General features: G+C 61.3%; 11 protein-coding genes. 6 read left to right on the top strand and 5 right to left on the bottom strand.

Translation table 11 applies throughout. The features are described from left to right. Nucleotides 1-21: 21 nt before the first annotated feature. On the bottom strand, nt 22-1,236 hold the full coding sequence (gene nhaA / locus EQW76_RS04050; RefSeq protein WP_142823155.1) for a Na+/H+ antiporter NhaA: 1,215 nt from the start codon (nt 1,234-1,236) through the stop codon (nt 22-24). Between the two features lie 246 nt (nt 1,237-1,482). Between nhaA and EQW76_RS04045 the strand changes: the two genes are divergently transcribed. Continuing rightward, nucleotides 1,483-1,854 (top strand): cytochrome c family protein, encoded by a 372-nt coding sequence (locus tag EQW76_RS04045; RefSeq protein WP_202617114.1) that lies wholly within the window; start codon nt 1,483-1,485, stop codon nt 1,852-1,854. A 59-nt stretch (nt 1,855-1,913) separates the two neighbouring features. Here EQW76_RS04045 and yghU read toward each other — a convergent pair whose 3' ends face one another. Then, nucleotides 1,914-2,783, bottom strand: a complete 870-nt coding sequence (gene yghU, locus EQW76_RS04040) for a glutathione-dependent disulfide-bond oxidoreductase (RefSeq protein WP_142823154.1) — start codon at nt 2,781-2,783, stop codon at nt 1,914-1,916. Between the two features lie 225 nt (nt 2,784-3,008). Here yghU and EQW76_RS04035 point away from each other — a divergent pair, with 225 nt between their 5' ends. The 4 genes from EQW76_RS04035 to EQW76_RS04020 all read left to right on the top strand — a co-directional run bounded on the left by EQW76_RS04035 (nt 3,009) and on the right by EQW76_RS04020 (nt 7,792). Continuing rightward, nucleotides 3,009-3,521, top strand: coding sequence for a dihydrofolate reductase (locus EQW76_RS04035; RefSeq protein WP_142823153.1), 513 nt, complete (start codon nt 3,009-3,011; stop codon nt 3,519-3,521). Between the two features lie 239 nt (nt 3,522-3,760). Continuing rightward, complete coding sequence (gene hflK / locus EQW76_RS04030; RefSeq protein ID WP_142823152.1) at nt 3,761-4,882, top strand: FtsH protease activity modulator HflK; 1,122 nt, start codon at nt 3,761-3,763, stop codon at nt 4,880-4,882. 1 nt (nt 4,883) lies between these two features. Beyond that, the gene (locus EQW76_RS04025) at nt 4,884-5,855 is read left to right on the top strand and encodes a protease modulator HflC (RefSeq protein WP_142823151.1); all 972 of its coding nucleotides are present in this window, start codon (nt 4,884-4,886) and stop codon (nt 5,853-5,855) included. A 209-nt stretch (nt 5,856-6,064) separates the two neighbouring features. Next, on the top strand, nt 6,065-7,792 hold the full coding sequence (locus EQW76_RS04020; RefSeq protein ID WP_142823150.1) for a Do family serine endopeptidase: 1,728 nt from the start codon (nt 6,065-6,067) through the stop codon (nt 7,790-7,792). Between the two features lie 3 nt (nt 7,793-7,795). Here EQW76_RS04020 and EQW76_RS04015 read toward each other — a convergent pair whose 3' ends face one another. Further along, nucleotides 7,796-8,365: a GNAT family N-acetyltransferase gene (locus tag EQW76_RS04015; RefSeq protein ID WP_142823149.1), complete on the bottom strand. Its 570-nt coding sequence runs from the start codon at nt 8,363-8,365 to the stop codon at nt 7,796-7,798. Between the two features lie 48 nt (nt 8,366-8,413). Next, the gene (gene serB, locus EQW76_RS04010) at nt 8,414-9,304 is read right to left on the bottom strand and encodes a phosphoserine phosphatase SerB (RefSeq protein WP_142823602.1); all 891 of its coding nucleotides are present in this window, start codon (nt 9,302-9,304) and stop codon (nt 8,414-8,416) included. Between serB and miaA the strand changes: the two genes are divergently transcribed. Further along, nucleotides 9,303-10,196, top strand: a complete 894-nt coding sequence (miaA, locus tag EQW76_RS04005; protein WP_142823148.1) for a tRNA (adenosine(37)-N6)-dimethylallyltransferase MiaA — start codon at nt 9,303-9,305, stop codon at nt 10,194-10,196. The two genes, serB and miaA, sit on opposite strands and share 2 nt — an antisense overlap. Nucleotides 10,197-10,208: 12 nt before the next feature. On the opposite strand, the gene EQW76_RS04000 is transcribed toward miaA, so the two are convergent. Next, a complete protein-coding gene (locus EQW76_RS04000) occupies nt 10,209-12,251 on the bottom strand; it encodes an ATP-binding protein (RefSeq protein WP_142823147.1) in 2,043 nt (680 codons plus the stop codon). Between the last annotated feature and the right edge of the window lie 109 nt (nt 12,252-12,360).

Here is a 12,360-nt window from a genome sequence, read left to right as displayed (position 1 = left end):
CGACCGGGCATGGCGCAGGGATCAGGCGCTTGCCGGCCTGTCCGGCTGGGCATCGTTGCCGCCGGTGGTCTTGAGGAGTATCGCGCCGACAATTGCAGACAAGAACGAGCCGAGCAGGACGCCGAGCTTCGTTTCATCCTGCAGCATCGGGTCCGAGGCAAAGGCCAGCAGGCCGATGAACAGGCTCATGGTGAAACCGATGCCGCAGAGGAGGGCGACGCCGTAGAGTTGCAGCCAGGTCGCGTGCCTTGGCAATTCCGCCCAACCCATGCGGATGACGGCGGCTGAGAAGGCGAAGACGCCAAGCTGCTTGCCGACGAACAGGCCTGTCGCCACCCCGAGCGGGACGGGATCGACGAAAGCACCGAGCGACAGTCCGGCAAACGAAACGCCGGCGTTGGCAAACCCGAAAATCGGCACAATCAGGAAATTGACCCAGGGCTGTATGCCGTGCTCCAGCGTCAGCAGCGGGGAGACTTCCGTATCTGTTTTACTCGCGATAGCCCTCAGCGGAATGGTGAAGGCGAGGGCGACACCGGCTAGCGTCGCATGAATGCCCGACTGCAGTGTCAGCAACCAGAGGATTGCGCCTAGCACGAGGTAAGGCAGCAGGCGTGTCACGCCGGCGCGGTTGAGTGCGACGAGCGCCAGCAATGTCACGGCAGCGCCGCCGAGTGCATAGACATTGAGGTCGCCGGTATAGAACACGGCAATGATCAGCACGGCGCCGAGATCGTCGATGATTGCGAGGGCCGTCAGGAAAACGCGCAGCGATGTCGGGACTGCTGGCCCGAGCAGCGAGAGGACACCGAGAGCAAAGGCGATATCGGTGGCAGACGGGATAGCCCAGCCCTTCGGATGCCCGGCTTCTCCGAGATTGAACGAGAGATAGATGAGGGCGGGCACCAGCATGCCGCCAATCGCTGCGACACCGGGGAGGATCCGGCGCGACCAGGTCGACAACTGGCCGTCGAGAACTTCCCGCTTGATTTCCATGCCGACCATCAGGAAGAATATCGCCATCAGGCCATCGTTGACCCAATGAAGTATCGAAAGACCTCCGACGTAGAGATGCAGGGTGTCCGCATACACAGAATAGAGGGGCGAGTTGGCGACGGTAAGCGCCACCACTGCGGACACCATGAGAACGATGCCGCCTGCGGACGAACTTTGCAGAAAATGTCGCACGAACGACATCGGCCGGATTGGAAATTTCGATTTCTTTGCTGTTTTCATTCTGCTGTTTTGGACTATCCAGGCGTGCAAATCCAGACGAAACCGGCACTTTCGATATCGCGACGCTTAGCCCAGCTCTGAAAGCGCGTGTCAGGGGTTTTGTCGCCGGGTCTTCGAAACCACCGATGCTGCGACTATAAAGCCAAGCGATTTTCAGCCTGCAACGGCGTATCACGTTGCGCTGCAACTGGCTGTCGAGGAGATCAGCGCGAAATGGAGTGCCTCAGACATTTGATTTTGCGGAAGATGCCGGTGGCGGCTTTTACCGTCGCTATGACGATCGGCGGAGCGACGGGGGTGTCGGCTGAGGATCTTGCGCATGGCAAGAAAGTCTTCCAGCTCTGTACGCAATGCCATGTTGTGGACCGCGAGAGGAACGGCTTCGGTCCCTATCTGAAGGGCGTCGTCGGCAGGCCTGCCGGGGCCGTTGCCGGCTACCGGTATTCGAAGGCCATGAGCGATGCCGGTGCTGCCGGACTGGTGTGGGACGAGGCAGCGCTTTCGGCGTTTCTATCCAGCCCGAAGAAGAAAGTCCCGGGCACGACCATGCCATTCTGGGGATTGTGGAGCGACAGCGAGATCAAGGACGTCATTGCCTATCTGCGCGCCAACCCGTGATGGGAACGGCCCCGAAAGCCGGGGCCGCATGTGGGCGGTAAGAAACTGCCTCTGACTGTTTACGACGGATTCTTGTCCTGTGTCTTCGTGTCGAAATCGGCGGCATCGTGGCGCTCATGCAACTGGCTCGACGGTTCTCCAAACACGCGATTGACCATGCGGCCGCGCTGGACTGCGGGGCGTTCGCCGATCAGGTCGGTCCAACGCTGCAGGTTCTTGTATTCCTGGACCTGCAGGAACTCGGCTGCTTCGTACAGCCAGCCCTTGGCCAGCGCACCATACCAGGGCCAGACGGCGATATCGGCGATGGTATAGTCCGAGCCGGCCAGATATTCATTGTCGGCAAGCCGGCGGTCGAGGACGTCCAGCTGGCGTTTCGTTTCCATCGTGAAGCGGTTAATCGGGTATTCCATCTTTGTCGGTGCGTAGGCGTAAAAGTGACCGAAGCCGCCGCCGAGATAGGGGGCGCTGCCCATCTGCCAGAACAGCCAGGACATGCATTCCGTACGGATCGGCTGTTCCGTCGGCAGGAAGGCGCCGAATTTTTCGGCGAGATAAAACAGGATCGAGCCTGATTCGAAGACGCGCACCGGTGTCGGTCCGCTGCGATCCATCAGGGCCGGGATCTTGGAATTCGGATTGATGTCGACGAAGTCGCTGCCGAACTGGTCGCCTTCGTTGATGCGGATCAGCCAGGCATCGTATTCAGCCCCTTCGTGGCCGAGGGCCACCAGTTCCTCGAGCATGACCGTCACCTTGACACCGTTGGGTGTCGCCAGGGAATAGAGCTGCAGGGGATGCTTGCCAACGGGGAGGGCTTTTTCATGGGTGGCTCCGGCGATGGGCCGGTTGATATTGGCAAACCGCCCGCCGCTTGCCTTGTCCCATGTCCAGACGCTTGCGGGCTTGTATTCGGTGTTCTCGGTCATCGGTTAACTCCAGTCGGGATTGCCGGTTTTTGCTTGAGGCAAGGACCAAATGGTATGCTGCATTTCGCAGGCAAGGTCCACTTGTGCGATGCGGTCGCGGGACGGCTCCCCCGCTCGAGCCTTTTTGTGGCACCGATGATTATGGTGCGGTAAGAACGGGCGGGAAGGCCGACCGCGCCAAGATGGGTGCCGGCGCTGCCGAGGGATTGAAGGGATGCAGGTTCCATGTCGGACATAAGACAGGTCATCATCGTCGCGATTTCGCGAAACAGCATCATCGGCAGGGATGGCGCCATGCCATGGCGGTTATCCACCGACCTCAAGCGCTTCAAGGCGCTGACGTCGGGAAAGCCGGTCATCATGGGCCGCAAGACGTTCCAGTCGATTGGCAAGCCGCTGCCGGGAAGGCCGAACTTCATCGTTACCCGCGACCCCACTTTCGCTCCTGAAGACGTTACGGTCTTGAACTCGCTGCAGGACGCGATTGCGCAGGCTTCCGAAAAGGCGAGGCTCGATGGCGTGGATGAAATCTGCGTCATCGGTGGCGGAGAGATCTATCACCAGGCGATGGAGACTGCCGAGCGCATGTATGTGACGCACATCGAGACAGAGGTTGAGGGAGACACATCCTTCCCGGCGATCGACCCGGCGGTATGGCAGGAAGAGGCCGAGTTGGCAGTCCCCGCTGGCGAGCGAGACAGCTTTGCAACGCGCTTCGTGACGTATCGTCGCCGGTGAAAGTCGCGCGGATTACAGGCGTGGCTTTGCCTGCTTCAAAGTTTGCAACGGCTTTGCCGCGAAACACGCGAAACTGCATTTAAGCTCCAAAAATCAACTATTTTTCCAATTATGCCGCCCAACTTCCAGAGGTTGCGTTGAAAGCGACACCGCCGATACCTATAACGAGGGCATCGTTGCTGCCGCGGGGAACCAGGGCCGGACAACGTGTCAAGGATTCCACGAACGATGAGGTTTTAATGCCCTGGAGTAATCAGAATGGCGGCGGTCCCTGGGGCGGCGGTGGCAGCGGCGGCGGTAATGGTGGCGGTGGCGACAAGCCAGGCCCCTGGGGCAAGGGTCCCAACCGTCCGCGCGGCAACGGCGGGGGCGGTCCTCCCGATCTGGAAGACATCATCCGACGCGGCCAGGAGCGCCTGCGGGGGATCATTCCAGGCGGTTTCAACAGCGGTATTTTCCTGATTGTTGCTGCGGTCGTCGTTGTTTTCTGGCTTATCCAGTGCATCTACACCGTCCAGCCGGACGAGCGAGGCGTCGAACTGCGCTTTGGCAAGCCCAAAGAGGAAGTCTCGCTTCCTGGTCTTCATTTCCACCTCTGGCCGATGGACCAGATCAACATCGTCAAGGTTACTGAGCAGTTGCAGAGCATCGGTGGACGCGGCAGTGCCAATTCCACATCTGGCCTGATGCTGTCGGGTGACCAGAACATCCTGAATGTCCAGTTCACGGTGCTGTTCACGGTGAGCGATCCGAAGGCCTACTTGTTCAATCTCGAAAATCCGGCAGAAACCCTGCAGCAGGTGTCCGAGAGCGCCATGCGTGAAGTCGTCGGCCGTCGTCCGGCACAGGATGCATTCCGCGACAACCGTCAGCCGATCGCCAGCGAAGTCCAGAACATCATCCAGGGCACGATGGACCGCTACGGCTCGGGTATCGCCATCAACCGCGTCAACATCGAGGATGTTGCTCCGCCTCGCGAAGTCGCCGATGCCTTCGAAGAAGTGCAGCGTGCTGACCAGGACAAGCAGCGCCTCGTCGAAGAAGCTAACCAGTACGCCAACCAGAAGCTCGGTGGCGCACGCGGCCAGGCGGCGCAGAACCGCGAAGAAGCGGCTGCCTACAAGGACCGTGTCGTCAAGGAAGCCGAGGGTGAGGCCCAGCGCTTCGTGTCGGTCTACGAGCAGTACGTCAAGGCGCCCGATGTCACCCGAGAACGCCTGTTCCTTGAAACGATGGAATCCGTCTTGAAGAATTCGAACAAGGTCATCATCGACCAGAAGCAGGGTGTGTTGCCCTATCTGCCGCTGAACGGGATAGGCAAGGTCGTTCCGCCGGCTGCCGCGACAGAGGGGGGTAAGTAACATGTCCTCCAGTCGTCTTCCGGCGATCGTCATCGCCATCTTCGTCCTCCTGTTCATCGTCTATTCGTCGGTGTTCGTCGTCAACGCTCGCGAGCAGGCCGTTCTGGTCCGCTTCGGTCAGATCCAGTCGGTGAAGTCCGAGCCGGGCATCTATTTCAAGCTGCCTTTCGCCTTCGCTGACGCCGACCGCGTCCAGTATGTCTCCAAGCAGGCCTTGCGCTTCGATCTGGATAATATCCGCGTCCAGGTTAAGGGCGGCGCCACCTTCGATGTCGATGCCTTCGTGGTCTACCGCATCGCCGATGCCCGCAAGTTCCGCGAAACCGTGTCGGGCGACCGCACGGCGGCCGAATCGCAGCTTCGTACCCGCTTCGACGCCTCGCTGCGTCGGGTCTACGGTCTGCGCGAATTTGATGCCGCTCTTTCGGACGAGCGCGTATCGATGATGCTCGAAGTTCGCAACGACCTGCACAAGGATGCAGAAACGCTCGGTCTCCAGATCGATGACGTCCGCATCCGGCGCACCGACCTGACGCAGGACGTGTCGCAGAAGACTTACGACCGCATGCGCGCCGAGCGCCTGGCGGAAGCAGAGCTGCTGCGCGCCGAAGGCACCGAAGAGGGCCAGCGTCGCCGGGCTGTCGCCGACCGCCAGGTCGTTGAGATCGTTGCCGAAGCCAGCAAGGATTCGGAAGTCCTGCGTGGTCAGGGCGAAGCCGAGCGGGCACGGATCTTTGCCGATGCATTCTCGCGCGATCCTGCCTTCTTCCAGTTCTATCGGTCGATGGCCGCCTACACGACGGCACTTGGGTCCGGGACGACGACAATGGTGTTGTCGCCGACATCGGATTTCTTCCGGTATTTCCAGAACCCGAACGGAACGCCGCCTGCACCGCAGCCAGGCGCACCCGCCCTGGCAGCGCCATCGGCCAGCGCGCCTCTCGCCCTGCCGGGAGCACCAGCCGTCAACTGACGCTGTCTCGCACTCAAGATTGCGATCATGTCGGGCCATCCAAAGGGTGGCCCGATTTTTTTGTGCCCGCTAACCACCGGCAAGTGGCGCCCATCTCCGACCTTTGTCATCACGGGCGGGGATTAGCGAAAAAGGCGATTCCACCCTTCATCATTCCGCCCTATGCTGATGCTGTAATAAACGACCTGACCTTTTGATGAGGATGCCTGATGGCTTCGACCGCTTGCCCGACCCTTCGACGTTCGCTTGCCCTGATGGCTGGCGCGGCCCTTGTTGCCGGCTCCACCTTCAATGGCTTCGAACGGGCTTATGCGGAAGGCACGACGAATGTCCTCTCGGGCGTGCCGGGCACCATGCCGGCCACTCCCGCGCCGCCGAATGCCACGACCCCGCCGACGCCGTCAGGTCCGTTGCCGGTGCCACCGCCAGGATCTGCGCCGCCTGCCGCTCCACGCCCACCGATGGCAGGACCTGCCTCGGTTGCCGATCTCGCAGCCGGGTTGCTTGATGCCGTCGTCAACATCTCGACCTCGCAGAAGGTCAAGGGCGAGGGCACCGTGTCGACACCGAAGATGCCCGACGGATCGCCTTTCCAGGATCTGTTCAACGACTTCTTCAAGGATAAGCCCGGGCAGAGCAACAATCACAAGGTCAGTTCCCTGGGCTCCGGCTTCGTCATCGATCCGAAGGGCTATGTCGTCACCAACAACCACGTGATCGAGGGCGCCGACGATATCGAGGTGATCTTTCCGGATGGCACCAAGCTGAAGGCAAAGCTTGTCGGCACCGACACCAAGACCGACCTTTCCGTCCTCAAGGTAGAGCCGAAGCAGCCGTTGAAGTCGGTTCACTTCGGTGATTCCAGCCAGATGCGTATCGGCGACTGGGTGATGGCCGTCGGCAATCCCTTTGGTCTTGGCGGCTCGGTGACGGTCGGTATCGTTTCGGCACGTGGCCGCAACATCAATGCCGGCCCGTACGATAATTTCATCCAGACGGATGCTGCGATCAACAAGGGCAATTCCGGCGGTCCGCTGTTCAACATGCGCGGTGAAGTGATCGGCATCAACACGGCTATCATCTCGCCGAGCGGCGGCTCCATCGGCATCGGCTTCTCCGTGCCTTCAGAGATTGCCGAGGGTGTCGTCAAGCAGCTGATGGATTTTGGTGAGACGCGTCGTGGCTGGTTGGGGGTGCGTATCCAGCCTGTGACCGACGATGTCTCGGAGAGCCTCGGACTGCCGTCGGCCAAGGGCGCGCTTGTGGCGGGTGTCATCAAGGGCGGTCCGGTCGACAACGGCTCGATCCTTGCGGGAGACGTCATTCTCAATTTCGATGGCAAGGCTGTCAACGAAATGCGCGACCTGCCGCGCGTGGTTGCGGAAAGTCCGGTCGGCAAGGCGGTAGATGTCGTGGTGATGCGCAACGGCAAGCAGCAGACCGTCAAGGTGACGCTCGGCAAGCTTGACGACACTGCCGCTGCCGCGGACGATAAAGCGGCTGCGCCGGATGCGGCACCCGGCGGCTCCAATGGCAATGGCGTCATTAACCCCGATGGCGACGGCGCTGGCGATGACGATGGGATGGACGATCAGGAAGACCAGGGCGACGCTGCACCGGCTCCGAACGCCGATACAGTCCAGACCGTACTTGGTATACAGCTGGCGGGCCTCAACGCGGACAACCGCAAGACCTTCGGTATTGCAGACAGCGTCGACGGTGTCGTCGTCATGGAGGTTGCACCGGGATCGCCGGCGCTCGAAAAAGGCCTCAAGCCCGGCGACGTAATCGTCGAGGTGGCGCAGGAATTCATGAAGACGCCGGGATCGATCTCGGCCAAGGTTACGTCCCTGAAAAAGGAAGGCCGTCGCAACGCGCAGATGATGATCGCCGCGCCCAACGGCGACCTGCGCTTCATTGCCGTGCCGCTGGAGTAGGGCTTAGGCCGCACTCTCCGCGTCGCGCCACTGGTCTGCCGTCAACCGGTAGAGCACGTGATGCTTCAGCTCCGGCTTGCTGTCGGGGATGCGGGGATGATCGAAGTCGCCGTTCATATCCCGGTGCATGCCGATGCGCCGCATCACGGCCGTCGAGCGGTGGTTGTTGTGGACGGCGAAGGAAACGATCTCGTCGAGATCAAGGGTCTCGAAGCCGTGACGGAGCAGGGCGGTTGCCGCCTCGCTGATGAAACCCTGTCCCCAGAAGCGCACCGGCAGACGCCAGCCGATTTCCACCGTCCCAAGCGGAATGAACGGTTCTAGGTCGGTGCGGGCAAGGCCGCAAAAGCCGATCGTTTCGCCGGTCGCCTTGCTTTCAAGCGCATAGAAGCCGAGGCCTGTTTCCGCAATCAGGGTCTTCAGATGGTCGAAGAAAGCATCCGCGCTCGCCCGATCCCGGCAGAAGGGAAAGAACTTCATGACCGTCTCGTCGGAGTTGATCTCGAAGAAAAGATCACGGTCGGGTTCGCGCCAGTTGCGAACGATGAGGCGGTCGGTTTCGAGAATGATCATGGCCAAAGTTCCATCCGTCTCTTGAAGCCTCGAAATGCGTTTGGAGATTCAGGCGTCGACAAAATCCGTTTTGCGGTAGCCCTGGATATAGAGGAGCGCGGTGAGGTCGGCGTGGTCTATGCGCATTTTTGCTTCAGCCGCGACGGCGGGTTTTGCATGCAGGGCGACGCCGGAGCCGGCGAGCTCCAGCATGCCGAGATCGTTGGCTCCGTCGCCGACCGCAATCGCGTCCTCGGTGGAGATGCCGAGGGTGGCCGCGATTTCGGTGAGGGCATCGACCTTCGCCTGCCTGCCGAGGATCGGCTCGGCGACGAAGCCGGTGAGCACGCCATTGTCTTCCAGCAGCACGTTGGCGCGGTCTTCATTAAAGCCGAGAGTAGCGCCGATGCGGCTGGTGAAGACTGTGAACCCGCCCGAGACGAGCGCGGTGTAGAAGCCCTTCGCCTTCATGGTGGCGATCAGTTGCGGGCCTCCTGGTGTCATGGTGATGCGCCTGGCGATCACTTCGTCGACGACCGAGATTGGCAGGCCTTTCAACAGCGCGACGCGGGCGCGCAGGGCGGGTTCGAAATCGATCTCGCCGTTCATGGCCTGCGCAGTGATGGCTGCGACCTGATCCTTCAGGCCGACTTCGGCTGCCAGCTCGTCGATGCATTCCTGGGCGATTATCGTTGAATCCATGTCGGCCACCAGCAGCTTCTTGCGTCGGGTCTCGGCATCCTGGATGACGAGATCGATGGGTGCGCTGCCTAGTACGGTCCTGAGGCTTGTCTCGGCCGCCTGCAGGTTGGTGCCGTCCCGGAGGGCGATGTCGCAGGCTATGCCATCCGCCAGCCAGTACAATCCCGATGCTTTCACCGCATCGGCCGCCTGTTCCGCGAGGCGCGAGACGAGAACGGGGTTTGACGGATTGGCAATAAGCGTGGCAACGAAGGCCATGATGGGAAACCCTGTGAACGACATCGACGCGATCCTGATAACCGGGCCGACCGCCAGCGGCAAGTCCGGCATGGCCGTGGAGCTTGCCAGCCTGCACGACGGCGTGGTGATCAATGCCGACAGCATGCAGGTCTACGACACGCTGCGGATCCTCACCGCGCGCCCTTCCATCGAGGATACGAAGGGCATTCCCCACCATCTCTACGGCCACGTCCCGGCGAGGGATGCCTATTCGACCGGGATGTGGCTGAGGCAGATTTCGGAGCTTTTGGCAGAACTCCGCCGGGAGCGCCGCATGCCGGTCATCGTCGGCGGAACCGGGCTCTATTTCAAGGCTTTGACGGGCGGACTTTCTCCTATGCCGGAAATCCCGGCCGAACTTCGTGAGGGTCTGCGCCAGCGGCTGATCGAGGAGGGGGCGGAACCGCTCTACCGCGAACTGGCGCAGCGCGACCCGGCGATGGCGGCTACCCTCAAGCCGCAGGACGGGCAGCGCATCGTCAGGGCGCTCGAAGTGAAACTGGCAACAGGCCAGTCGCTTGCCGCGCTACAGGGGCTTGCCGGACCGGTCATCATCGACCCCGCCCGTGCCCGCAAGATCGTCGTACTGCCCGAGCGGCAGTTGCTGCACGCGCGCATCGACCGCCGGTTCGAGGCGATGCTTGCTGATGGTGCGGAGAAAGAGGTAGCCGATCTGCTGGCGCTCGGCCTTTCGCAGCAGCAGCCCATCATGAAGGCTATCGGCGTCTCGCAGATTGCGGCGATGTTACGCGGCGAAATCGGGCGCGAGGAGGTCATCGAACTCGGTTCGGCTGCGACCCGGCAATATGCGAAGCGGCAGATGACCTGGTTTCGCAACCAGATGGATGAAAGCTGGGAGCGGATCGGCTGAAGTCGGCGGGCGTTAATCCCTGCTGAACAGCGACCCCAGCGGCTTCCTGATAAGACTGTCACGCATCGACGAAGCCTGATCGCGGCGCGGAGATGCGCCGGTGTCCTGCGTAGGGTTTGCCCGGCTGGCATCATCGCGCCTGTATTCGCGGCGCAATTCGGCAAGCTTGCTGTCGATCGAGGTCTGCGGAGGCATGGCGAGGCCGGCGGCAGGCTCGCCGGGGCGAGGCAGCATGTCGGGCCTGTAGGCCTCGACCGATACGGGACCCAAAGGCACGGGTCGTGGTGTTTCCTCGGACAGGTGGCGCACCGAAGCTACTTCCGGCTCGATCTCGTCTTCGCCGGTCCTGCTGCTGCCCGTCGAATAGGCCTGCTGGAACGCCGATATGTCCGGTCCGGAGATCGAGCGCATGCGGCTGACGATATTGCGCAAATCGACCGTGTCCGGGGTCACGTCGTCGGCCCGTTCGGCAAGGCCGTTGGCTTTCGGAATGAGATTGTCCGCCACCCTGGTAAAGCGCATGCGCATCGGCACGGCAATCGCCTCGCCGAAAGCGATAGCCTCGCCATTGCCGATCGACGACAGGAAGCTGGTGGTGGAGATGGACGAGTTCGGAATGGCGGAGCGGATGATCTCCTGGTCGCGGTCGTTGGCAAGGCGCATGGCAAACAGCGTCGAGCACTGCGACAGGATCGTCTGGTCGAGTTCGCCGGGGCGCTGCGTGATGATGCCGAGGGAAACGCCGTATTTGCGCCCTTCCTTGGCTATCCGCGATATGGCCTGCCGGGTGGGCACAAAACCGAGATTGGGATCGGCTGGAATGTAGCGATGGGCTTCTTCGCAGACAACCAGCATGTGAATGCCACCCTCGCTCCAGAGCGCGATTTCGAATGCCATGCGGCAGAGGACCGAGGCGACGGAATTGACGACTTCCGAGGGAATTCCCGACAATTGAAACGTGCAGATAGGCCGGTCGTCGCCCGGGATCCGGAAGATTTCCGCGATGGTCTCCATGATCGTGTCGCTGATCGTGTTGTTGGAGAACATGAAGTGATAGCGCGGATCGTTGATCGCCGAGATGACGCGGATTTTCAGCGAGCGAAGATGCGGCTTCTCCTGCCGTCCCTCGAGCTTGCCAATGCGCTCGTCGATCAGCGCGAGAAGATCGGCCATCCGGTAAGGAACGGGCGTGTCTGCCGTCATCGAGCTTTTTTCGGTCTGGCGGCGCATCAGCGTCGAATCGTTGCCCCGAAAGGCGCGCTTCGCATCCGGAATGATATCGCGCAGCATATCGAGTTCTTCAGCCACGGGCGGGCGGCCCCGGAAGATGACCTCGGCAAACTCCTCCAGCCGCATCAGCCAGAAGGGCAGGTCGAGCGTATCGGTATCGACGACGACGGAATGGTCGGGAAAAGCGGCGGCAAATTCGTTGTGGGGATCGAGGATCAGCACCCGCAATTTCGGATCGGACGCAATGGCCTTGTGCAGCAGCAGCGATACCGCCGTCGATTTGCCGACGCCGGTCGAGCCGACAACGGCGAAGTGCTTCGAGAGCATGGAGGGTATGTGGATGGCGGCGTCGATCGTTTCGTCCTGCGTCAACTTGCCGATGACGCAGCTGCTTTCCTGGCCGGCGTCATAGATGCGCATCAGGTCGCGAGCGCGAATACGATGGGCGACGGCGCCGAGATGAGGATAGCGGGAAATGCCGGAGGAGAATTCTTCGCGGCCATCGGCATCGACGCGCACTTCGCCCAGCAACTCGGCTTCAATTCGGAACTGGTTGTCCTCACCTTCACCCCAGGCCATGTTGCCGGTGTCCATGGAGTAGACCAGCGCGGCGACGCGGTTGCCCTCGACGCTGATGGAGATCAGCCGTCCGACGGACCAGAGTTCTGTGAGATCGGTGCCGCCCGCCTCTGCGGTTGCGGCGATCGTGACACGAGCTCCGCTGCATGCGACGACGCGGCCAAGAAAGCGGTTCCCGGGGGTGAGGTTGTCGCGGCGGTCATGTTCGCCCGCTTTGCCTGACGTCTGCAAATCGTTGTTTAGCAACCGGGTGCTCCTGATATCGGCCGAGCATAGGGTTATCCGCTTAACAAAGTCCTGTCGAAGTGCTTGTTTTTTCAGCTGACCTTTCGTGCATTGACTTTTTATTGCCCAA

Origin of the sequence: Rhizobium sp. rho-13.1 (genome assembly GCF_007000305.1) — a bacterium.
GTDB classification, from domain to species: domain Bacteria; phylum Pseudomonadota; class Alphaproteobacteria; order Rhizobiales; family Rhizobiaceae; genus Rhizobium; species Rhizobium rhododendri.
This window is presented reverse-complemented; position numbering and strand designations above follow the sequence as displayed.

Excerpts from the sequence above, each read along its gene's own strand:
- hflK (WP_142823152.1), top strand. The coding sequence starts at position 3,761 with ATGCCCTGGAGTAATCAGAATGGCGGCGGTCCCTGGGGCGGCGGTGGC.
- EQW76_RS04045 (WP_202617114.1), top strand. The coding sequence starts at position 1,483 with ATGCCGGTGGCGGCTTTTACCGTCGCTATGACGATCGGCGGAGCGACG.
- EQW76_RS04025 (WP_142823151.1), top strand. The coding sequence starts at position 4,884 with ATGTCCTCCAGTCGTCTTCCGGCGATCGTCATCGCCATCTTCGTCCTC.
- serB (WP_142823602.1), bottom strand. The coding sequence starts at position 9,304 with ATGGCCTTCGTTGCCACGCTTATTGCCAATCCGTCAAACCCCGTTCTC.
- EQW76_RS04035 (WP_142823153.1), top strand. The coding sequence starts at position 3,009 with ATGTCGGACATAAGACAGGTCATCATCGTCGCGATTTCGCGAAACAGC.
- miaA (WP_142823148.1), top strand. The coding sequence starts at position 9,303 with ATGATGGGAAACCCTGTGAACGACATCGACGCGATCCTGATAACCGGG.
- nhaA (WP_142823155.1), bottom strand. The coding sequence starts at position 1,236 with ATGAAAACAGCAAAGAAATCGAAATTTCCAATCCGGCCGATGTCGTTC.
- EQW76_RS04020 (WP_142823150.1), top strand. The coding sequence starts at position 6,065 with ATGGCTTCGACCGCTTGCCCGACCCTTCGACGTTCGCTTGCCCTGATG.
- yghU (WP_142823154.1), bottom strand. The coding sequence starts at position 2,783 with ATGACCGAGAACACCGAATACAAGCCCGCAAGCGTCTGGACATGGGAC.
- EQW76_RS04015 (WP_142823149.1), bottom strand. The coding sequence starts at position 8,365 with ATGATCATTCTCGAAACCGACCGCCTCATCGTTCGCAACTGGCGCGAA.